Genomic DNA, 21,843 nt, shown 5'->3' with positions numbered 1-21,843 from the left:
CTTGCATCTGTTCGACACACGCTTATTCTTTTAAAGCGACGCGAATACCGCATTAGTTAGAGTGTTCTCTCTAAACTTAGTATGCTCCCATCAAAAAAAGTTTGACCCCGCATTTTTTGTCCTGCTATTGTTGCCTCCCATGAAATGCAGGTGACAAACGCGCAAAAAGTTCAGGAGCTGCAGCGCGCTTAGATCAAATTGTCTTCAGCATATTCATGCCAGACGGAAATGAGCGAGTCGAGATTAATCTATTAGTACTTCTACTTAGATAATCGTTTGACTGCTTGGAAGTGCCGTCGTGGCGTCTAACAGCCATACCCGTGCCGTTGCAGCAGAGTTGGGCCTTACGGCATAAATTTTGGACTACAAATCAAAGGCCTGGGCAATGGATGCGGTTGCCTGAAGTGAACGTTGTTGCCGTATGTAAGCGCACTGCAGTTACAGAAATAGACGGTTCACGCCGGAGGAGTAAAGGTGGGTACGAAAGTCGAAGGGCAATTTCCGGCAGCAACGGCCCGTATGGAGAGGCCAGGACGCCCGCGTGAGTTTGGGCGCAAGCAGCAAAACCCAGTACGCCGCTTCGGCGGTATCGCAGTTGTTCTGCTCCTGCACATCGTGCTGATCTATGCACTCATCAATGGCCTTGCCACCAAGGTCGTGCAGGTCATCCAGCATCCAATTGAAACCAAAATCATCGAGCCGGTGAAGCCGCCTCCGCCGCCGCCATTGCCTACCGTGCAATTGCCGCCGCCGAAGTTCGCACCGCCGCCGCCGCCGTTCGTGCCGCCGCCGGAAGTGCAGGTGCAAACGCCGCCTCAGCCGACCATCACGCACCAGGCCGCACCGGTCGTATCGGCGCCCGCCGTCGCACCCGCGCCGCCGGCACCGCCTGCACCGAGCAAGCCCGTGAGTGCGGAAGTAGGGGTCGTGTGCCCGAACTCGGATCAGGTCCGTTCGTCGATTCGCTACCCGAAGGAAGCGCAGGAGAACAACGTGACGGGTGATGTGCTGATCGAATTTGTAGTCGACCCGCAGGGCCATATTACGAATGAACGTGTTGCCAAGTCGGCGGACGATTCCTCACTGGATCGCGCAGCCTTCAACGCGGTCAAGCAGTTCACGTGCGTTTCCCAAGGCCAGGCTGTCCGTGTGCAAGTTCCGTTCTCGTTTAACCTGAACTGAAACCCACGGCTGTTCGGTACCGGTAGCGATTTATCAGTCTTGGTTTAGAAGTTGTACTAATGAACTTGGAGCAGGCATGAAGAAGCGTACTCTCGCCGCATTGGCGGCAACCATGTTGTTCGCCGTAACCACGGTGGATACCTTTGTGGCACCGCAAATGGCCCACGCGCAAGCGAGCGACGCGAGCGCGTCGGCTGCCGCCACTGCCACCACCACCGCCGCACCGCAAACGGCCGCCCCGGCCGCAGATGAGGCGACGCCGCCGCCGGCGCCGGCTACGTCCGAAACCGTCAACAACCCGTACGGTCTCGGCGCGCTCTGGAAGAACGGTGACTTCGTTGCACGCTTCGTGCTGATTCTGCTGGTACTCATGTCGATGGGCAGCTGGTACATCATGATCACCAAGTTCTTCGAGCAGTTCCGTGCGAACCGTCGTGCGAAGAGCGCCGACGAACAGCTGTGGACTGCGCCGTCGCTGGTCGAAGGCACGAAGCTGCTCGACGAAGCATCGCCGTTCCGCTTCATCGCCGAAACGGCCATCGAGGCAGGCGAGCATCATGACGAAGCACTGCTCGAAGCCGTCGACCGCAACACGTGGATCGATACGTCAGTCGAGCGTGCGATCACCAACGTATCGAACCGTCTGCAAGACGGCCTGGCATTCCTCGGTACGGTTGGCTCGACGGCTCCGTTCGTCGGTCTGTTCGGTACGGTGTGGGGGATTTATCACGCGCTGACGGCAATCGGTATCGCCGGCCAGGCTTCGATCGACAAGGTCGCGGGCCCGGTGGGCGAGGCGCTGATCATGACCGCGATCGGCCTCGCCGTCGCCGTGCCGGCTGTGCTTGGCTACAACTTCCTGGTTCGCCGCAACAAGTCGGTCATGGAGCGGGTTCGTGCGTTCGGCGCACAACTGCACACTGTCCTGCTCGCCGGCAGCCGGCGCTCGGCACGCGCTTCGGCTCGTGAAGCATCGCTGGTCCAATAAGCGGAGTCTGTCATGGCTATGAGCGTTGGGCAGGATGATAACGACGAGGTCATCTCCAGTATCAACACCACGCCGCTTGTCGATGTGATGCTGGTTCTGCTGATCATCTTTCTGATCACGATTCCGGTGGTGACGCATACGGTGCCGGTGCAACTGCCGAAGGAGACGATCCAGCCGCTGCAGACCACGCCCAAAAGTATCGTCATTGCGGTCAACCACGACGGCGATTTCTTCTGGAACGAGAAGCAGGTGGATGGGCCTACGCTGCTGACACGCCTGAAAACCGTGTCGGTCATGACGCCGCAACCGGAAGTGCATGTCCGCGGCGACCAGAGCGCGCGTTATGAGTTCATCGGCCGGGTCATTACCGCGTGCGAGCGCGCCGGTATCGCCAAGGTTTCGTTTATTACTGAGCCGCCCGCACGCGGCGGCTAGCTTTGCATGGGACCAGAGTAAGAGCTTTGCGCTAACTCTGGTCGACAGGAGGTGATCATGGGAATGAACGTATCTTCGGGCGGTGGCAGTTCCGAACCGGATGTGATGGTCGATATCAACACCACGCCGCTGATCGACGTGATGCTGGTGTTGCTGATCATGCTGATCATCACGATTCCGATTCAGACGCATGCCATCAAGATGAATTTGCCGGTCGGCAATCCGCCGCCGCCGATCACGCAGCCGGAAGTGGTGCAGATCGATATCGACTTCGACGGCACCACGACCTGGAACGGCCAGCCGGTGCCCAACCGCGCGGCGCTGGAATCCAGGCTTGCACAGGTGGCCGCTGAACCGGTCCAGGCGGAAATTCATCTGCGGCCTAACAAGCTGGTGCCGTACAAGGATGTCGCGGCAGTGATGGCATCCGCGCAACGACTGGGCGCGACGAAAATCGGCCTGATCGGCAACGAGCAGTACATGCAATAGGGAAGTGGAATGCTAACGATCCATCAACGGTTCAAACGCGCCGTCATTGCGGCCGCTATCGGAGGGCTGTCGGCGCTCGTCGTGCTGCCGGTCACCTCTCATGCTGCAGACTCTTTGCGGCCGGATGTGGCGAAGCCGCTGAACGCCGCGCAGGATCTGTATCGCGCGCACAAGTACAAGGACGCGTTGTCGAAGATCGATCAGGCCGACGCTGTGCCGGGCAAAACGCCCTATGAAAGCTACATGATTCAGGAGATGCGCGGCGCCGCAGCAGCGGCAGCCGGTGAATCCGGCGTGGCCGCACAGGCCTACGAAACCTTGCTGGGTTCAGGACGCCTGACGGGTGCTGACGAGCAACGCACCACCGCGGCGCTTGCAGGCATCTACTTCCAGCAGAAAAACTACGCACAGTCTGCGAAGGTCGCGCAACGTTATCTGAAGTCGGGCGGCAGCGATCCCGACATGCGCACCTTGCTTGTTCAGTCTTACTACCTGTCAAACGATTGCGCCAGTGTGGTGAGCCTGCTCAAACCTGGCATCGATGCGCAAGTGCGCGCCGGTCATGCCCCAGACGAGTCGCAACTGCAATTGCTCGGCACCTGCGCGCAACGCGTGAAGGATGATGCGACGTACCGCAGCACGCTCGAAAAGCTGGTTGCCTATCATCCGAAGCAGTCTTACTGGGACGATCTGTTCAACGCGATTCGTAGCAAGCCCGGCTATTCGTCCGCGCTGGACATTGACACCTTCCGTCTGCGCCGTGCAACCGGTTCGCTCAGTACGGCCGACGATTACATGGAAATGACGCAGCTCGCGATCGTGGCCGGCACCACGGCCGAAGGCAAGCAGGTTATCGATCAAGGCTTTGCGTCAGGCGTTCTGGGCCACGATGCGCAGGCCGATCGCGAGAAGCGGTTGCAGGCACTTGCCGCGAAGCGGGCACAAGCGCCGGCGGATCCCGCGAACCCCGTCGCGCCGGTCGACGTCGCCTTCAACGAGGTCTTCGCAGGGCAGGCCAAGCAGGGTCTGACGGCAATGGATGCTGCGATCTCGAAGGGCGGAATCGACCACCCGGACCAGGCGCAACTGCATCTCGGTGAGGCGTACTACATGGCGGGCGATAAAGCGCGTGCAGTGCAAACCTTCCGCGCAGTGAAGGGTACCGATGGTTCAGCCGACCTCGCCCGTCTGTGGGTGCTGGTGGCGTCGAAATAGCGGCATCCTCGTCCCTATATGTTTCTTCTTGCGAAGTGCCTCCGAGGTATCCGTGTATCGAGCCGGGAGGCACATTCTTGCCGTATGAGACACAGGCCGTCGCGAATAGACGGATGTGGTTGTGTGCGCAACCAGCGCCCAGTTTTCCGCGAGTATGAAAGTGCCTCGGCGATCGCCTTGATGGAGTCACTTACTGCGGCAACTAGCCAGGCATATCGCGCATCTCTTAGGGAGGATGTTGTATTCGACGAAACATAGTTTCGTTTTATCAAACTAATTTTGACTACGGGATTCTGTCTTGCTATGGTTTTGCCACTCGATAACAAGGCACAGGTCGCAGTTTCTATAGGAAGCAAGATCCGCGCGCTTCGCCAACGGCTCAAGCGCACGCTGGATGAAGTGGCAACCACGGCGGGAATTTCCAAGCCTTTTTTGTCGCAGGTGGAGCGAGGTCATGCAACACCTTCGATTACGTCGCTAGTTGGCATTGCTCGGGCTTTAGGTGTAACGGTGCAGTACTTCGTCGATACGCCGACTGAAGACAGGTCGGTGCAAAGAGGAAAAGAACTGAAGTACTTCGGCTTCGACGGAACCGCGAATCTTTTTGGACGGCTGACGAATCTGTCGGTTGGCAGCAAGCTGGAAGTGATTCTCGTCAGGATGCCGGTGGGGCAGAACCCGTCGGAAGTCACAACGCATGCAGGGGAAGAGTTCTTGTACGTGATGAGCGGCCAGATATCGCTCACGTTAGAAGGTACAACGTTCGTATTGCAGGCTGGTGACACCGCGCATTACGAGTCCACTGTGCCGCACGCCTGGTGCAATACCGCTCGCGAAGAAGCGGTGGTCGTCTGGGTGGGCACGCCAAGATTGTTCTAGATGCCTTTGCTTAATGCTTTCGTCGAAAGCGGTCAAGCTGTATTTGTAAGCATTACTTAAGGTTGAATCGGAGTGGGTCTGATTGGGAGCGCATTGCCCCAATAGTCAGAGTCCGAAGTGGTAGAAGTGAAATCAATTAGAAAGCGCTGCGCATTTCGTTTGTAATAAATAAGTAGTCCGATATTGAAGTATCTGAAGTGTCCCGTCTTCCCGTCTGTATCTGCAAACTGGTGTGCTGTTAGCCGGTTTGCTGGGCAATGGAAGGACGGGTCAGCTTTGACGGAGCGCGGCGCAAGATCGCCGTATATCGAGTGGGGAGGTTCACAAGATCTCTCTTCACACACACAGCTGTGGCCTTAATTGACGAGCGGGAAGGGGAAAATGAAACAAAGGGCATTGGCGTTGGCCATCAAAAGAATAATCTGGGCTGAACTGGCATTGTCGGCCGTAATCGCCGTACCGGCGTTTGCACAAAGCCAGCCGGCCACCACCGGAACCGCGGCAGGCGCGACGACGGAGAGCACGCCGGCAGCGGCTGCAACTCCGGCATCGGGCACCGCCGCGACACCGTCCGCGGACAACACCACCGCGACGCCGGCTGGCAAAGGCGTGCAGCAACTGAAGAAATTCGAAGTGACCGGGTCGCTGATCCGCAGTTCGGACAAGGTCGGCTTCAACCAGGTTCAGACGGTTACGCAGAAAGACATTCAGAATAGCGGTGCAACGACCGTCTCCGATTTTCTGCGCGACACCTCGGCCAACTCGGCGAATAGCTGGAGTGAAGGCCAGTCCGGCAACTTCGCCGCAGGCGCTGCGGGTATCGCTCTGCGCGGCCTCAGCGAAAAATACACGCTGGTGCTGGTGGATGGACAGCGCGTTGCGCCGTTCGCGTTCTTCTCGAACAGCGTCGACTCCTTCTTCGACCTGAACACGCTGCCGTTGAACTCCATCGACCGCATCGAAATCGTGAAGACCGGCGCCGTGTCGCAATACGGCTCGGACGCTATTGCAGGCGTGGTCAACATCATCACGAAGCATGACTTCCAGGGCCTCCAGCTCGACGGCAGCTACGGCAGCGCCATCAATGGCGGCGGCGGTGCCGGCACCACCAAATTCGGCGCGCTTGGCGGCTTCGGCGATCTCAACTCCGATCGCTTTAACGTGACCGCTGCCGCGAGCTACTACAAGTCGAACGGCTTCACGCTCGCAGACCGCGACTCGACGCGCAATCAGGACTTCACCAATCAACCGGGCGGCCTTTCGTTGCTCGCGCCGTCGTACTGGAATATGCCCGACGGCAGCGTGCAGGCGTTGAGCGGTTGTCCCTCCGGCGGTTCGGTGCATCCTGCGGCCACCAATTCGCTGACTGCCGGCAAGGCAGGCACGGTCTGCGCGTTCAATACCGCGGAAGGCACGTCCATCGCACCGATGACCGAGCGTCTCAATGCGAAGCTTCACGCTGACTTCAAGATCAGCGATACGACCACTGCATTCGGCGACTTCCTGATCAGCAGAAACACGACCACGACCAACGATGGTTTGTGGGGCAATGTGGTTGGCAATCCGCAGAATCCGACGCTGGTGTTGAACCCGCAGACAAAGCTGCTCGTCCCGTTCAGCACTGTTGTGCCGGCGACTAACCCGTACAACCCGTTCGGGGTTGGCACGCCACTCACCTATGCTTTCCCGAACACGATCGCGGAAAAGACGGATGCCACGTACTGGCGCGCATCCACAGGCGTCAAGGGTTCGTTCAACCTGCCGAACGGTGAATGGGATTGGGCGACGTCGGTCAGCCACTCGCAAAGCACGGTCGCGAACACCTACACGAACCAGCTGAACTCCGCCGCACTGGCCAACATTTACCAGAACGGTACGCTGAATTTCGCGAATCCGTCGGCTACGCCCAATGCGTTCAACGGGCTGTACCAGGATGCGGACAACCTGGGTATCTCGAAGCTCGATACGGTTGACGCGACGTTGTCGACGCCGGAGCTGTTCCACCTGCCGGCGGGCGACGTGGGTCTCGGGTTCGGCGCGCAGTTCACGCACCAGAGCGAAGTGCTCACGCCGGGTGCGGCATTCCTGTCGGGCCAGGTCATCAATCCGAATCTCCAGACGGTGAACGGCCAGCGCAATGTGGCGGCCGTGTATTACCAGGTGGATATTCCGATTGTGCGCAACCTGACATTCAGTCAGTCGGGCCGTTACGACCACTACAGCGATGTGGGTGGTGCGTTCTCGCCGCGCTTCGCGTTGCGCTATCAGCCGGTTCAGGCGTTGACGATGTACACGTCGTATGACCGCGGTTTCCGTGCGCCGACGTTCGTCGAAAACAGCAAATCGCAAACGCTCGGAATTCAGGTGGATCCGAACACCGGTCTGAACTACACCTCGATCACCGAGGGTAATCCGAATCTGGCGCCGGAGCGTACGCGCAACTTCAACATCGGCTTCCAGTTGTCACCGACCCGCACGACTGATGTCGGCCTTGACTGGTACAAGATTCGCGTCGATAACGTGATCGGCCAGGGTTCGCCTTCGCAGGTTGCTACCGATCCGACCACGGGCGACGTGCTGTACAAGGTGATTCCGTATCAGAACCTCGGCTACCTCGACACGAACGGCTTCGAAGGCACGTTCCGTCAGGCGCTGCCGACCACGACCGCCGGTACGTTCACCCTGTCGACTGACTGGGCTTATGTGAACAGCTTCAAGATCGGCTTCCTGGGGGGCGCACCGGTGAACGGCGCGGGTAACAACTTCACCCTCACGCAACCGTTCGGCGGCAGCTTCCCGCGCTGGAAGGGCAACACTACGCTGGACTGGACGTATCATAAGTTCGACGCAGCGTTGACGTGGCAGTTCACGGGTCCGTACGCGCAGAATCTGAATCCGTCGGGGCCGAGCAAGGTGGGATCGTACAGCCAGTTCAACCTGATGATGACGTACACGGGCTTCAAGCACTGGACGATCTACGGCGGTATCGACAACATCTTCAACCGTACGCCGCCGTACGATCCGATCTTTGCGAATGGCACGTTGGATCAGAACGGGTACGATCAGTCGATCTATACGTACATTGGCCGTTTCGCGCAAATCGGCGCAACGTATAAGTTCTGAGGTCTCTGTAGTTGATCTGATGGAAGCACTGCTCCGGTTCCGTTCGTGCAAGGAACCGGAGCGGTGTGCTTTAAGCGGCGACTCATCGTAAGGCGGCGCAGTCTGCCTGTCGTCGCAATGGACCAGCGTGCACCGGTAAAGCCAACAGGTTGTACTCGTGCCGCAGGACGAATCGCGCGCAGGTCACGAGCCGGTGCGCACTGTATGGGCTGATGAAAAGAATGATGAATTCCGGACTGTTGCGCCTGCACGACGCGATTGGATGTTTGCTCGGCGCGGTGCGCCGCGCCGCGAGCATCTCGTTCGTCATTGCCGCTGCGCCTGGCCTACTAACGGTATGCGGAGCGATGCCGACGGCGGCGCAGGCAAAGCCGTCGATTTCACAGTACGACCAGCCGAAGTATCCCGCCGACTTCACGCACTTCGACTATGCGAATCCGGACGCACCCGCGAACGGCTCGCTCAGTTTCGAAAACTATAGCGAACTGCAGACCTACGATTCACTGAATCCGTTTCTGGTGCGTGGCGCGCCCGCGCCCGACGTCCTCAATCTGATGTTCGATACGCTGATGCAGCGTAGCTGGGACGAACTGGCCTCCGAATATCCATTGATCGCCGACGATGTCGAAGTCGCCCCAGACCTGACCTCGGCGACATTCCATATCAATCCCGCCGCACGCTTCTCGAACGGCGATCCGATCACGGCCGCCGACGTCAAGTACTCGTACGACACGTTGACGAGTCCGCAGGCGTCGCCGCTTTTCAATGCGCAGTTCTCGATCATCAAAAACGCGACGGTGATCGACAGGAGCACAATCCGCTTCGATTTCAAGCATGCAGAACGCGATGCGCCATTGATCGCCGGCGATCTGCCGATCTTTTCGCCGAAATGGGGGATGCAGCCCAACGGCAAGCGTCTGCCATTCGACCAGATTTCTTCCATGGCACCGATCAGCAGCGGCGCCTATCTGATCGAGAGCCGCAAGAACGACAAGCAGATCACGTATCGCCGCAACCCCGACTACTGGGCGGCGAATCTGCCTTCGCGACGCGGCATGTTCCGTTTCGAACGCATCACGTTCAACCTGTACCGCGATCATTACACGCAGCTTGAAGCCTTCAAGGCAGGCGACGCGGACGTCATCGTCGAATACAGCGCGACGCAGTGGGCGCGCAAATATGTCGGCAAGAACTTCGACAACGGACTGCTGAAGAAGGGCGAATTCGCCGACGGTCCCGCGCAGATGCAGGGCATGCTGATGAATATGCGCAAGCCGATGTTCCAGGACCCGCGCGTGCGCCACGCCCTGACGCTGGCACTCGACTACGACTGGATGAACCGGATGATGTTCTACGGTCAATACCGGCGTACGAACAGCTATTTTGAGGCCAGTCCGTTCGGTGCGACCGGCATGCCGGGGCAGAAGGAGCTGGCGCTGCTCGAACCGTTGCGCGGCAGCGTGCCGCCCGAAGTGTTCGGCCCGATGCTCAAGCAACCCGACACGATTCCGCCGAATTCCTTGCGCGGCAATCTGCGCGTTGCGCGCGATCTGCTGGCGCAAGCCGGGTGGCACTATCGCGACGGCGCATTGCGTGACGCCAACGGTACGCCGATGACGATCGAGATCATGGACGATCAGCCCGGCATGGATCGTCTGATCCTGCCGTATATGCAGGCGCTCGACATGCTCGGCATACAGGCCCATATGCGCGAAATCGACAGCGCGTTGTACGAGAAACGTCTGGATAATTTCGAGTACGACATGACCACCTTCATCTATCCGCCGGTCACGATTCCGGGCGCTGAACTGACGCGCCGCTTCGGCAGTGCGGCTGCGTCCGAAGTCGGCTCCGAGAACTATACGGGTATCCGTTCGAAAGCGGTCGACTCGCTGATCCACTCCGCACTCTCCGCCACTAATCTCGACGATCTGGAAGCGGCGACCCGTGCACTGGATCGCGTGCTGATCTATTCGTTTTACCTGGTGCCGGAGTACTACGCACCGGGCGCGCGCATCGGCTATAAGACCACGCTCGGCTTTCCGAAAACCGTGCCGAATTCCTACCAGTACGAAGATTGGGTCATCGACTACTGGTACGTGAAGGCGCCCGGCGCACAGGCGACACAGAAACTCCAGGCCGCGCAATCCGCGAGTTCAACCACGGCCACGGCCCACTGAGGAACACCATGCTCGCCTACATTCTCAGACGATTGCTATTGATGGTGCCGACGCTGCTCGGCGTGGTCACGCTGACCTTTGTCGTCACGCAGTTCGTACCGGGTGGGCCGGTTGAACAGGTGATGACGCAACTCCGCCACGGCGCTGGCCGTGGCGGAGAGGCGGGGTCGGGCGGCGGCGGGTATCACGGCAGCCAGGGTGTCGATCCGCAGCAGTTGGAGCAGATCAAGAAGCAATTCGGCTTCGACAAGCCGCCGCTCGAGCGCTACGTTCTGATGCTCAAGCGTTATGCGACCTTCGATCTGGGCCAGTCCTACTATCAGCATGACAGCGTGTGGGACGTCATCAAATCGAAGCTGCCCGTGTCGATCACGCTCGGCTTATGGACGGTGATGCTCACGTATCTGATATCGGTGCCGTTGGGTATTGCGAAAGCAGTGCGCAACGGCTCGCGCTTCGATACGGTGACCAGCGTGCTGGTGCTCGCCGGTTACGCGATTCCCGGCTTCGTGCTGGGCGTGCTGTTGCTGATGCTGTTCGGCGGCGGCACCTTCTGGCAGGTGTTTCCGATGCGCGGCCTGACCTCGGACAACTTCAACGACCTCAGTGCCTTCGGCAAGCTGCTCGACTATTTGTGGCACATCGTGTTGCCGGTCACCGCCTCGGTGGTGGGCAACTTCGCGATCGTCACGATTCTGACCAAGAACACCTTCCTCGAGGAGATTGGACGTCAATACGTATTGACTGCCCGCGCCAAAGGGGCGCCTGAGCGCGACGTGCTGTGGAAACACGTGCTGCGCAATGCCGCGATTCCGTTGCTGACCGGTTTGCCGGCGGCCTTCGTCGGCGCCTTCCTGAACGGCAATCTGCTGATCGAAACCCTGTTCTCGCTCGACGGCATGGGCCAACTTTCGTATGACTCGGTGATTCGCCGTGACTATCCGGTCGTGCTCGGTTCGCTGTTTCTGTTCACGCTGATCGCCCTCGTAACCAAACTCATTGCTGACGTCTGCTATGTCCTCGTCGACCCCCGCATCCAATTCAACCGCCTGGACCGCTGATCAGTCCGGCGCGGCGCACGTGGCGTCGCCGTCTCCCTGGCGGCGCACATGGCTGCGCTTCAAGCGGCAGAGGCTCGGTTACTGGAGCCTCGTGATCTTCGTGTCGCTGTTCGTCATCAGCCTGTTCGGCGAGGTGCTGTCCAACGATCGTCCGTTGATTGTGCGCTATGACGGGCACTATTATTTTCCTATCGTCAAAGACTATTCGGAGAAGATCTTCGGCGGCGATTTTCCGGCGCGGGCGAATTACCTCGATCCGTATATCCGTTCGCGACTCGAATCGAATGGCAACTTCGCGATCTATCCGCCGAATCATTTCCATTACGACACGATCGACTATTTCGCTGCCCATCCGTACCCGGCGCCGCCTACCAGAAGCAACTGGCTCGGCACGGATCAGTACGGACGCGACGTGCTTGCGCGGCTGCTGTATGGTTTCCGGCTTTCGGTGCTGATGGCGCTCGCGCTCACGGTATCCGGCGTCATGATCGGCGTATTGACCGGCGCGGTGCAGGGCTTCTACGGTGGCCGCACCGATCTGATCGGTCAGCGTCTGATCGAGATATGGAGCTCAATGCCGGACCTGTACCTGCTGATCATCTTCGCGTCGATCTTCGAGCCCACGCTGTGGTTGCTCTTTATTCTTCTCTCGATGTTTGGCTGGCTAGTGCTTTCCGACTATGTGCGCGCTGAGTTTCTGCGTAACCGCTCGCTCGACTACGTGAGGGCGGCACGTACCATGGGCCTTTCAAACTGGCAGATCATGTGGCGCCATGTGCTGCCGAATAGCCTGACGCCGGTGATTACCTTTCTACCGTTTCGCATGAGCGCGGCGATTCTCTCGCTGACCAGTCTCGACTTTCTGGGGTTGGGCGTGCCGCCGCCCACGCCGAGCCTCGGCGAACTGCTTCAGGAAGGCAAGAACAATCTCGACGCCTGGTGGATTTCGATTTCGGCTTTCGCCGCCCTGGTGATTACGTTGCTGTTGTTGACCTTCATGGGTGACGCATTACGCAATGCGCTCGATACGCGCAAACGCGGTTCGGCCTTCGGCGGAGGTCCGCGATGAGCGAAGCCAAATCAAACCGCCCGTTGCTGGAAATCGATCGCTTCTCGGTGCGTTTCGGCGACAAGATCGCGGTGCATGAACTCAGCCTCTCGATCGCGCGCGGTGAGCGCGTCGCTCTCGTCGGCGAATCGGGCTCCGGCAAGAGCGTCACCGCACTGTCGATTTTGCGTCTGGTCGAGCACGCCGATCTGAGCGGCCGCATGCTGCTCGACGGTGAGGATCTGCTGCAGAAGACCGAGCAGCAGATGCGCGGTCTGCGCGGCGCGGACGTGGCGATGGTGTTTCAGGAACCGATGACGGCGCTCAATCCGCTCTTCACGATCGGCAAGCAGATCGCAGAAAGTTTGCGCCTGCATGAAGGCTTGCGGCCGAACGCGGCGCGCAAGCGCGGCATCGAGTTGCTCAGACGCACCGGCATTCCCGAGCCGGAACGGCGCATCGACAGTTTCCCGCATCAGCTGTCCGGCGGCCAGCGGCAGCGCGCGATGATCGCCATGGCGCTGGCATGCCGGCCACGTCTGCTGCTTGCCGACGAACCGACCACCGCGCTCGACGTCACCGTGCGTCAGCAGATCGTCGATCTATTGATCGCGTTGCAGGAGCAGGAAGCGGCCGAGCGTGGCATGGCCGTGCTGCTGATCACGCATGACCTGAATCTGGTGAAACGTTTCGCGCAGCGCGTCGCGGTGATGGAAAAGGGTGTGCTGGTCGAAACCAATACGACCGAAGCGTTGTTCTCCAACCCGCAGCATCCCTACACAAAGCGCCTGCTGGACAGCGAGCCGCAACGTGCGGTAGAGCCCGTCGAGCCGGATGCGCGGCGTTTGCTCGAAGTGCAAGGGCTCGCCGTCGACTACAGCACCTCCGCGAAAGGTTGGCGCTCCATGTTCGGCCGCTCCACGTTCCGTGCAGTGCACGACGTCGATCTGAACGTGCGGCGCGGCGAAACGCTCGGTATCGTCGGCGAATCGGGGTCGGGCAAATCGACGCTGGCGGCCACGGTGCTCGGTCTGCAGAAACCGGCCGCGGGCCATATTCATATTGACGGTTTGCCGTTAGCCTCGCTGAAAACCGCGCGCTCCCGCCGCGAGTTGTATTCGCGCATGCAGGTCGTGTTTCAGGACCCGTTCGGCTCGTTGTCGCCACGGATGACGGTGGAGCAGATCATCGGCGAAGGCCTGACCATGCATCAACCCGACATGGACGCAAAGGCGCGGCGCGCACGTGTGGGCAGCCTGCTGGAAGAAGTCGGGATGCCCGCGGACGCCATGTTGCGCTATCCGCATGAGTTTTCCGGCGGCCAGCGCCAGCGTATAGCGATCGCGCGTGCGCTCGCGGTCGAGCCGGAATTGCTGGTGCTCGATGAACCGACCAGTGCGCTCGATGTATCCATCCAGAAACAGGTGCTGAATCTGCTGACAAATCTGCAGAAAAAGTACAAGCTAAGCTATTTGTTCATTACGCACGATCTGGCGGTGATGCGAGCCATGGCGCATCGCGTGATCGTGATGAAGTCGGGACGCATCGTCGAAGCCGGCGACACACTCGATGTGTTGCACGCGCCGTCGCATCCTTATACCCAGTCGCTGCTTGCGTCGTCGCTGATCGTGTCGCCGGCGGGTGCAGCGAAGACTCCTACGGGAACCGTTAATGATTGACGAACGTTGGGCGCAAGCCGCCCGATCGCTTACGAGCCGCGCGGCGTTCTGGTCGCTGCGCATTGTCGATGAACAGATCGACGATCACGAGATCCGTAACGACGTCGCGCAACCCATGCGCACGGTGCGCGATCGTGGCGCGATGCTGATCGCATGGGTGGGTGCAGGTGCAGGCTATGCCGCTACCGCGAATCTGAGTGCCGCCGGCTTGCAGCAAGCGCTGGACCTCGCAACGGCCCGCGCGGAAGCGAGCGCGGCTTTGTCGTTGATCGATCATCGCGAGGTGGTGCGTCCTGCGCTGAGCGGCTACTACGTGTCGCCGAACGCGCAGCTTGCATTGCCGAGCCGCGCCGAATGGCTGGAGCGCCTGAGCGTGGAGTGCGCGGGCGCGAATCTCGATGCACGCATTGTCGAACGCGTTGCGGCTGTGCAGATTACGCACACCGATCAGCTTTACATCACCCGCGACGGCGTGCGGATCGATCAACAGTTCCAGTTCGTGATGCCTCAATTGAGCGTGGCCGCGCATGCGGACGGTGATACGCAAGTGCGCACCCTTGGTGGCAACTACGGCACCTTGGGGCAGGGCGGCATGGAGGTGCTGGCGCGCTTCGGCTTCGACGGCTCGGGTGAGCGTGTCGCCAATGAAGCGCTGCAATTGCTGGCTGCGCCGAATTGTCCGTCAGGCAAGCGCGATTTGCTGCTGATGCCCGATCAGATGATGCTGCAGATTCACGAATCGATCGGCCATCCGCTCGAACTCGATCGCATTCTCGGCGACGAGCGCAACTTCGCCGGCTGGAGCTTCGTCAAGAAAGAAATGTTCGGCTCGTATCGCTACGGTTCGGAACTGCTGAACGTAACCTTCGACCCGGAACTGCGCGAGGAAGCCGCAACGTACGCATTCGACGACGACGGCACGGAAGCAAAAAAGCAGTATCTGATTCGCGATGGCGTGCTCGAACGCCCGCTCGGTGGAGCACTTTCGCAGCAACGCGCCCATATTGCGGGCGTGGCGAATTCACGCGCATCCAACTGGAACCGCCCGCCGATCGACCGGATGGCGAATCTGAACATCGAGCCCGGCGAGAGTTCTCTGGAGCAGATGATCGGCAACATCGAACACGGCATTCTGATGCGCACCAACACGTCCTGGTCGATCGACGACCATCGCAACAAATTCCAGTTCGGCTGCGAGTTTGGTCAGCTGATCGAAAACGGCAAGCTGACCCAGATCGTCAAACAGCCGAATTACCGCGGTATTTCGGCGAATTTCTGGCGCAGCCTGAGCGCGGTGGGGAACGCGGATACGCGCGAGGTGTACGGCACGTCCATGTGCGGCAAGGGCGAACCGGCGCAGATCATTCGCGTTGGCCACGCCTCGCCGGCTTGCGTGTTTAGCGACATCGACGTGTTCGGAGGCGCTTGATGAGCCAGTTCATCTCCTCACGCACCGCGCCTTCGATCGACTGGCAGCAGCATTTCACTTCGCTGGCTGATACCATCGAGCGCCTGCAGCAAGGCGCGGAAACCACGCTGAGCTCATTTGCCGGCGAGCAGTCCGACTTTATTCGCTTCAACTCGGGCAAGGTGCGGCAGATCGGCAGCGTGTCACAAGGCAAACTGACCTTGCGTTTGATCGACGGCGCACGCCAGGCTTATTCGACGCTGACTGTCTGCGGCGATCTGCAACAGGATCTGGACGACGTGAGCGCGGCGCTTGCCACTTTGCGTGAAAGCCTGCGCGGCGCGGCGGACGATCCGCATCTGTTGTTCGATACGTCGCAATGGCAGCGCGCCACACAACGCTCAGGCAAGCTGCCGGAGCCGGCCGGCCTGTTGCGTACCGTTGCAGAATGCGCGCAGGGGCTGGATTTCGTGGGCTTCTACGCGGGTGGCACGATCGTGCGCGGGTTCGCGTCCACGAACGGCAGCCGCGGCTGGTACGAAGTCGACAACTTCAATTTCAGCTGGTCGCTATACGACCCGAGCGGCCGCGCGATCAAAACCACATACGCGGGCGACGACTGGAGCGACGCCGTTTTCGCGCACAAGGTCGAGCAGGCCGCAACGCGTCTCACGGTGCTCGCGCGCACACCGCGCAGCTTGGCGCCGGGGCGTTATCGTTCATATCTCGCGCCCGCAGCGCTCGCGGAACTGCTTGGCGTGGCGGCATGGAGCGGCTTCTCCGCACGTGCCCAGGCCACGTCGCGCAGCGAGTTGTACAAGCTGCATGTGGGAGAAATCGTAGTCGACCCGCGCGTTACGATCAGCGAAGATCTGAATCTCGGCATTACACCCGGTTTCAACGACGACGGCTATTTGCGCGAGAGCGTCCCGCTGATCCAGGCCGGCCGCAGTGCCGAACGCCTGACCAATGCGCGCAGCGCGCGCGAATATGGATTGACGCCCAACGGTGCGCTGGCGAACGAGTCGCCTGCGGCGCTTTCGATGCAGGCGGGCGATCTGCTGGAAGAGGACGTGCTGGGCAAGCTCGATACCGGCCTCTACATCGGCAATCTCTGGTACGTGAATTTCTCGGACCGGATGAATTGCAGGCTGACCGGCATGACGCGCTTCGCAACTTTCTGGGTCGAGAACGGGCAGATCGTTGCGCCGCTCGAAGCCATGCGTTTCGACGACAGCCTGTACCGCGTGCTCGGCAGTGAACTTGAACAACTCGGCGCGCAGGCGGAATTGCTATTGAGCGACTCGACATGGGGTGAGCGGGCCACGGGCGGCATGCAATTACCCGGCATTCTGACGAGGTCATTCGAATTGACGTTATGAGCCTATGAATCAGGACATAAGAACAAAATCTAATTCTGGGAGCTTGCCCGAGGGCCTGACGCTGCGCGCGTTGCGCGTGGCCGATGCGGAGCAATACCACGCGATGCATCAGTTGCCGGTCGTGGTGAACGGCAATCCGCAGGTGCCGTTTCGGACGCTTGCCAGCACGCGCGAATACCTTGAAGAACTCGCGCCGCCCGAGATCGCGATCGTGGCGATGGTTGGCGACACGCTGGTCGGCGACGCGGAGCTCACGCCTTTTAAGGGGCGCCGCGCGCATGCCGCATCGCTCGGCATTGGTGTCCACGACGCATGGCACCGGCGCGGCATCGGCAATGCGCTGATGACCGAACTGCTCGATCTGGCCGACAACTGGCTCGGTCTGCGTCGCCTCGAGTTGGAAGTCTTCAGTGATAACCATGCGGCCCTTGCCCTATACCGCAAGTTCGGCTTCGAGATCGAAGCGCATCAGCGTGGCGCGGTGTTGCGCCGTGGTGTGCTGATCGACTGCTATTTCATGGCGCGGCTGCGCGAAGCGGCGCCATGGATGTCGACGCCATCAGCCGCCAACACTGCAGCGGAATGAGACCATGAAAGAAGAAACGTTGCCAGGCGAGGCCGCGCTCGACGATCGCATTACGCTTCGAGCGCTCGAATCGTCCGACATGGATGCGTTCGCCGATATCATGAGCCTGCCCGGCGTGCGGCGCGGCACGCTATCGGTCGGCTACCGCCGTCCTGGAGAGCTCAAGGCGTGGTACGAGCGGCGCCTCAAAAGCGGCGTAAGCGTATGCGCGACCATCGGCGGGCGCGTGGTCGGCCACGCCGGATTGGAGGTTCAGCGGCACAGTCGCGCGCATTGCGCGTATTTAGGATTGGCCGTGCATGACGCGTATCATGGACGCGGTGTCGGCTCGGCGCTTCTGCAAGGGCTGATCGACTCTGCGGACGCATCGCTCGGTTTGCGCCGCATCGAGCTCACGGTGTTCTGCGACAACGCGCCGGCAATCGCGCTGTACCGCAAATTCGGCTTTGTCGAAGAAGGCCGCTCGCGCGGTTTTGCATTGCGCGACGGCATACTGGCCGACGTGCTGCATATGGCCCGCCTCGTTGACGCGCCGCGTCTCCAGACAATCTGAACGGATTTTTTGCGTGCCATTTTTCTTCATCGACCGCCCGGTTTTTGCATGGATTGTTGCGCTCGCCATTGTCGTGGCGGGCGCACTTGCCATTCCGCAACTGCCGGTAGCGCAGTATCCGCGTCTTGCGCCGCCGCGCATCGTGATCAGCGCCACCTATCCGGGGGCCGCCACTGAAGTGGTCGATGCCAACCTCGGCAGCATCATCGAAGAGAGTCTCGATGGCGCCGACAATATGCTGTACTACGAAACGACCAGTGACAACCTCGGCAATCTCGAGATCGATGCAACCTTTGCCCCGGGCACCAATCCGGATCTCGCGCTGGTCGATATCCAGAACCGTCTCAAGCAGGTCGAGCCTCGCTTGCCGCAACAGGTCGTGCAGCAGGGCATCAGCGTATTCAAGGCCGCCAATACGTTTCTGATGCTGGTCGCGCTGACCTCCACGGATGGCTCGCGCGATTCGGTGCAATTGAGCGACTACCTGAGCCGCTACGTGTTGCGCGAACTGAAGCGCGCGCCGGGCGTGGGCGCGGCGGAGCTGTGGGACGCCGACGAAGCGTTGCGCATCTGGCTCGATCCGATGAAGCTGCGCGAGTACGGTCTCGGCGCGGCGGAAGTAAACGCCGCGATCGCCGCGCAGAACGCGACGGTAACGGCCGGTACGCTGGGCGACGCACCGTTCGTTCCGGGGCAGCAGCTAACGGCATCGGTGAGCGTAAAGGGACAACTGATCTCGCCCGCCGAATTCGGCCAGATCGTGCTGAAGGCGCTGCCTGACGGCTCGGCCGTGCGCTTGCGGGATGTCGCGCGAGTCGAACTGGGACGCGACAATTACTCGTACTACTCCCGCCTGAACGGCAAGGCCGCGGCGACCGTCGGTATTCAGCTCGGGCCGCGCGGCAATGCGCTCGAGACGTCCAACGCGATCCGCGCACGGCTTGCCGAACTCTCGAAAGGCTTGCCGCCGGGCGTTGCCGTCGAAATTCCGTTCGACAACGCGCATTTCGTAAAGATCGCGATTCGCGAGGTGCTCGTCACGCTGGCAGAGGCCGTGGTGCTGGTGTTCTTCGTGATGTGGCTGTTCCTGCGCGATCTGCGCTATACGCTGGTGCCGACGGTGGTGATTCCGGTCACGCTGATGGGCGCGTTTCTCGCGATGTACGCATGCGGTCTGTCGATCAATGTGTTCACGATGTTCGGCCTTGTGCTGGCAATCGGGATTCTCGTCGACGATGCGATCGTGGTGGTGGAGAGCGTGCATCGCGTGATGGAAGAGGAGGGCCTGCCGCCGCGCGAGGCCACCCGTAAGGCGATGACGCAGATCGGCGGCGCGATCGTCGGCGTGACGGCGGTGCTGACAGCCGTGTTCGTGCCAATGGCATTCTTCCCGGGCGGTGTCGGCGGTATTTACCGGCAATTCGCGGTGTCGATGATCGCGTCGATGCTGGTGTCGTCGTTCATGGCCTTGTCGCTGACGCCCGCGCTATGCGCGAATCTGCTGAAAGCGCACAAGCACCCGGTGAGTCAACGCGATGGCCGCCGTGGCCTGCCCGGCTTCGCGGCGCGCGCGGCGAGCCGCTTCACGACCGGTTTCGATCGGGCCGCGAGCGGCTATCGTGGGCTGACCGCGCGTACGCTGCGCCGTATCGGACCGATGCTGGCGATCTATGCCGTGCTGGTCGGCGCGTGCGCCGCGCTCTATTGGCAGATGCCCGGTGGCTTTTTACCGAGCGAAGATGAAGGCCAGTTGCAGGTGATGGTGCAATTGCCGGCCGGTGCGACGCAGGCGCGTACGCTCGCGGTGGTCCAGCGCATGGAAACGATTCTGCACGCCGAACCTGCGGTCGCGCACGTCACCAGTGTGGTCGGCTGGAGCTTTACCGGCAGCGGTCAGAACGTGGCGATGGGCTTCGTCGAGCTGAAAGACTGGGGCAAGCGTGACATCGATGCGATGACCCTGCGCGAACGGCTCAATGAGAAGTTCGACAAGATTCTCGACGGCAACGTGGAGGCGCAATTGCCGCCTTCCGTGCCGGGACTCGGGCATTCGGACGGTTTCGTGTTCCGGCTCGAAGATCGCGGCGGTGTCGGGCTGGATGCGCTGAAGGCAGCGCGCGAGCAACTGTTCGCGCAGGCCAAGGCAAGCCCGGTGCTGGCTTCGGTGCATTCGGAGGATCTGCCGGATGCGCCGCGCGTCGAACTCGTTATCGATCGTGCGAAAGCGTATGCGCTCGGCGTGCCGTTTGACCGCATCACCGACGTGCTGGGCAGCACCTTCGGTTCGACCTATATCGACGACTTTCCTGCCGGTGGCCGGATGCGCCGCGTGATGATTTCCGCCGACGCTGCCACGCGAATGACCGAGGACGATCTGATGGCGCTCGCCGTGCCGAACTCGTCGGGTGGCATGGTGCCTTTATCCGCGATTGCGTCGCGTCATTGGAGCATCGGCCCGGTGATGCTGACGCGCTATAACGGCTATCCGTCGCTCGACGTGAGCGGCCACGCGGCGCCAGGCTATAGCTCGGGCGCGGCGATGGCGGAGATGGAGCGGCTCGCTGCTTCGTTGCCGGTCGGGGTGTCGTATGACTGGGTCGACGCGGCGCGCGAAGAAACTGCGGCGGCACAGCTGACACCGTTGCTGATCGCCCTGTCGCTGCTGGCCGTGTTCATGGCGCTGGCTGCCTTGTACGAAAGCTGGACGATCCCGCTTGCCGTGCTGATGGTGGTGCCGCTTGGCGTGATCGGCGCAATCGCCGCGATGCTGCTGCGGGGCATGCCGAACGACGTGTACTTCAAGGTCGGCATGATCACGGTGATCGGCCTTGCGGCGAAAAACGCGATTCTGATCGTGCAATTCGCACGCGATCTGTATCGTCGCGGGCTGCCGTTGACGCGCGCCGTGACCGAAGCGGCCGCCGCGCGCTTCCGGCCGATCGTGATGACCTCGGCAGCATTCCTGTTGGGCGTCGTGCCGCTCGTGGTATCGAGCGGTGCGGGTGCGGAAAGCCGTCGTTCGATCGGCACGGGCGTGTTCGGTGGGGTGCTGGCGGCTACGCTGTTCGGCCTCGTATTCGCACCGGTCGCGTTCCATGCGGTCGCCTCGCTAACCTATAGCAAACGGCGGCTTGCCGAATTGCGCCGTAAGCGTGACGAGCGGCGCGCACGGCGGCAGGCGAGCGAAAGCGGCCAGTTGACGAATGGCCGGTGACGTGACGGCGGCCACATTGCGCCTGAGCGCGGTCGCCGTCTGAGTCGAGCGCGGCGTTCAGCCGGCCGGCTGATTCGCCACTTGCGCGGGCGCCGCACCGGCCGGCGTTTGCGTCGCGGTTGTCGATGCATGCGCGGCAGGCAGGCAGTCCGCGCGATATTCGGCTTGCAGTTTTTGCTCGGCCTGCTGCAGATCGCTGGGGTACTCGTCGTCGTCGTTGCTGGGGCTGTAGCCGACTGCTTCCAGTTCGCCGAGTTCGTTCATCAATTGCTTGTGCGTCACTTCGCCTTTGAGCTGTTTGAACGGATAGTCGTTGCATTGTTGCTGTGTGAGCGCCGGCGAAGCCATCGCCGATGCGCTGCCGATCAACAGAAGGGTGGTGACGAGAGTCCTGGTTGCGAGCTTCATTTTCATACCATCC

Annotated in this window: 17 protein-coding genes; 16 read left to right on the top strand and 1 reads right to left on the bottom strand. The window is 60.8% G+C overall.

The features are described from left to right. The first annotated feature begins 519 nt into the window (after positions 1–519). The 16 genes from R8871_RS37380 to R8871_RS37305 all read left to right on the top strand — a co-directional run bounded on the left by R8871_RS37380 (position 520) and on the right by R8871_RS37305 (position 21,422). Entirely contained in the window at positions 520–1,182 is a 663-nt protein-coding gene (locus R8871_RS37380; RefSeq protein ID WP_054043139.1) for an energy transducer TonB, read from the top strand. Positions 1,183–1,258: 76 nt separating this feature from the next. Beyond that, complete coding sequence (locus tag R8871_RS37375) at positions 1,259–2,170, top strand: MotA/TolQ/ExbB proton channel family protein (RefSeq protein ID WP_093647161.1); 912 nt, start codon at positions 1,259–1,261, stop codon at positions 2,168–2,170. Between the two features lie 12 nt (positions 2,171–2,182). Next, positions 2,183–2,605 carry an ExbD/TolR family protein gene (locus R8871_RS37370; RefSeq protein WP_097391962.1) on the top strand — a complete coding sequence of 141 codons (423 nt, stop codon included), beginning with the start codon at positions 2,183–2,185 and terminating at the stop codon, positions 2,603–2,605. A 57-nt stretch (positions 2,606–2,662) separates the two neighbouring features. Beyond that, the gene (locus R8871_RS37365) at positions 2,663–3,094 is read left to right on the top strand and encodes an ExbD/TolR family protein (RefSeq protein WP_054043145.1); all 432 of its coding nucleotides are present in this window, start codon (positions 2,663–2,665) and stop codon (positions 3,092–3,094) included. Positions 3,095–3,103: 9 nt separating this feature from the next. Continuing rightward, the gene (locus tag R8871_RS37360) at positions 3,104–4,309 is read left to right on the top strand and encodes a tetratricopeptide repeat protein (RefSeq protein WP_175054922.1); all 1,206 of its coding nucleotides are present in this window, start codon (positions 3,104–3,106) and stop codon (positions 4,307–4,309) included. A 303-nt stretch (positions 4,310–4,612) separates the two neighbouring features. Then, positions 4,613–5,188 carry a helix-turn-helix domain-containing protein gene (locus R8871_RS37355; protein WP_054043150.1) on the top strand — a complete coding sequence of 192 codons (576 nt, stop codon included), beginning with the start codon at positions 4,613–4,615 and terminating at the stop codon, positions 5,186–5,188. 381 nt (positions 5,189–5,569) lie between these two features. Further along, positions 5,570–8,311: a TonB-dependent receptor gene (locus R8871_RS37350; RefSeq protein WP_175054921.1), complete on the top strand. Its 2,742-nt coding sequence runs from the start codon at positions 5,570–5,572 to the stop codon at positions 8,309–8,311. A gap of 347 nt (positions 8,312–8,658) precedes the next feature. After that, positions 8,659–10,491 carry an extracellular solute-binding protein gene (locus R8871_RS37345; protein ID WP_246288034.1) on the top strand — a complete coding sequence of 611 codons (1,833 nt, stop codon included), beginning with the start codon at positions 8,659–8,661 and terminating at the stop codon, positions 10,489–10,491. 8 nt (positions 10,492–10,499) lie between these two features. Further along, positions 10,500–11,552 (top strand): microcin C ABC transporter permease YejB, encoded by a 1,053-nt coding sequence (locus R8871_RS37340; protein WP_093647172.1) that lies wholly within the window; start codon positions 10,500–10,502, stop codon positions 11,550–11,552. Further along, on the top strand, positions 11,506–12,621 hold the full coding sequence (locus R8871_RS37335) for an ABC transporter permease (RefSeq protein WP_175054920.1): 1,116 nt from the start codon (positions 11,506–11,508) through the stop codon (positions 12,619–12,621). The genes R8871_RS37340 and R8871_RS37335 overlap by 47 nt, the downstream gene beginning before the upstream one ends. Continuing rightward, positions 12,618–14,279: an ABC transporter ATP-binding protein gene (locus tag R8871_RS37330; RefSeq protein WP_175054919.1), complete on the top strand. Its 1,662-nt coding sequence runs from the start codon at positions 12,618–12,620 to the stop codon at positions 14,277–14,279. Before R8871_RS37335 ends, R8871_RS37330 begins: the two co-directional genes overlap by 4 nt. Beyond that, entirely contained in the window at positions 14,272–15,708 is a 1,437-nt protein-coding gene (locus R8871_RS37325; protein WP_175054918.1) for a TldD/PmbA family protein, read from the top strand. Before R8871_RS37330 ends, R8871_RS37325 begins: the two co-directional genes overlap by 8 nt. Next, the gene (locus tag R8871_RS37320; RefSeq protein ID WP_175054917.1) at positions 15,708–17,069 is read left to right on the top strand and encodes a TldD/PmbA family protein; all 1,362 of its coding nucleotides are present in this window, start codon (positions 15,708–15,710) and stop codon (positions 17,067–17,069) included. Before R8871_RS37325 ends, R8871_RS37320 begins: the two co-directional genes overlap by 1 nt. A gap of 43 nt (positions 17,070–17,112) precedes the next feature. Next, positions 17,113–17,655, top strand: a complete 543-nt coding sequence (locus R8871_RS37315) for a GNAT family N-acetyltransferase (protein ID WP_407673256.1) — start codon at positions 17,113–17,115, stop codon at positions 17,653–17,655. Between the two features lie 4 nt (positions 17,656–17,659). Then, on the top strand, positions 17,660–18,208 hold the full coding sequence (locus R8871_RS37310; RefSeq protein ID WP_175054915.1) for a GNAT family N-acetyltransferase: 549 nt from the start codon (positions 17,660–17,662) through the stop codon (positions 18,206–18,208). 13 nt (positions 18,209–18,221) lie between these two features. After that, on the top strand, positions 18,222–21,422 hold the full coding sequence (locus R8871_RS37305) for a multidrug efflux RND transporter permease subunit (protein ID WP_175054914.1): 3,201 nt from the start codon (positions 18,222–18,224) through the stop codon (positions 21,420–21,422). 57 nt (positions 21,423–21,479) lie between these two features. Here R8871_RS37305 and R8871_RS37300 read toward each other — a convergent pair whose 3' ends face one another. Continuing rightward, entirely contained in the window at positions 21,480–21,830 is a 351-nt protein-coding gene (locus tag R8871_RS37300) for a DUF4148 domain-containing protein (protein ID WP_175054913.1), read from the bottom strand. Positions 21,831–21,843 lie beyond the last annotated feature (13 nt).

It is taken from the genome of Paraburkholderia sediminicola, from assembly GCF_902859805.1.
GTDB lineage: Bacteria > Pseudomonadota > Gammaproteobacteria > Burkholderiales > Burkholderiaceae > Paraburkholderia > Paraburkholderia sediminicola.
The sequence above is the reverse complement of the archived record's forward strand: the minus strand, read 5'-3'. Positions and strand labels throughout refer to the sequence as shown.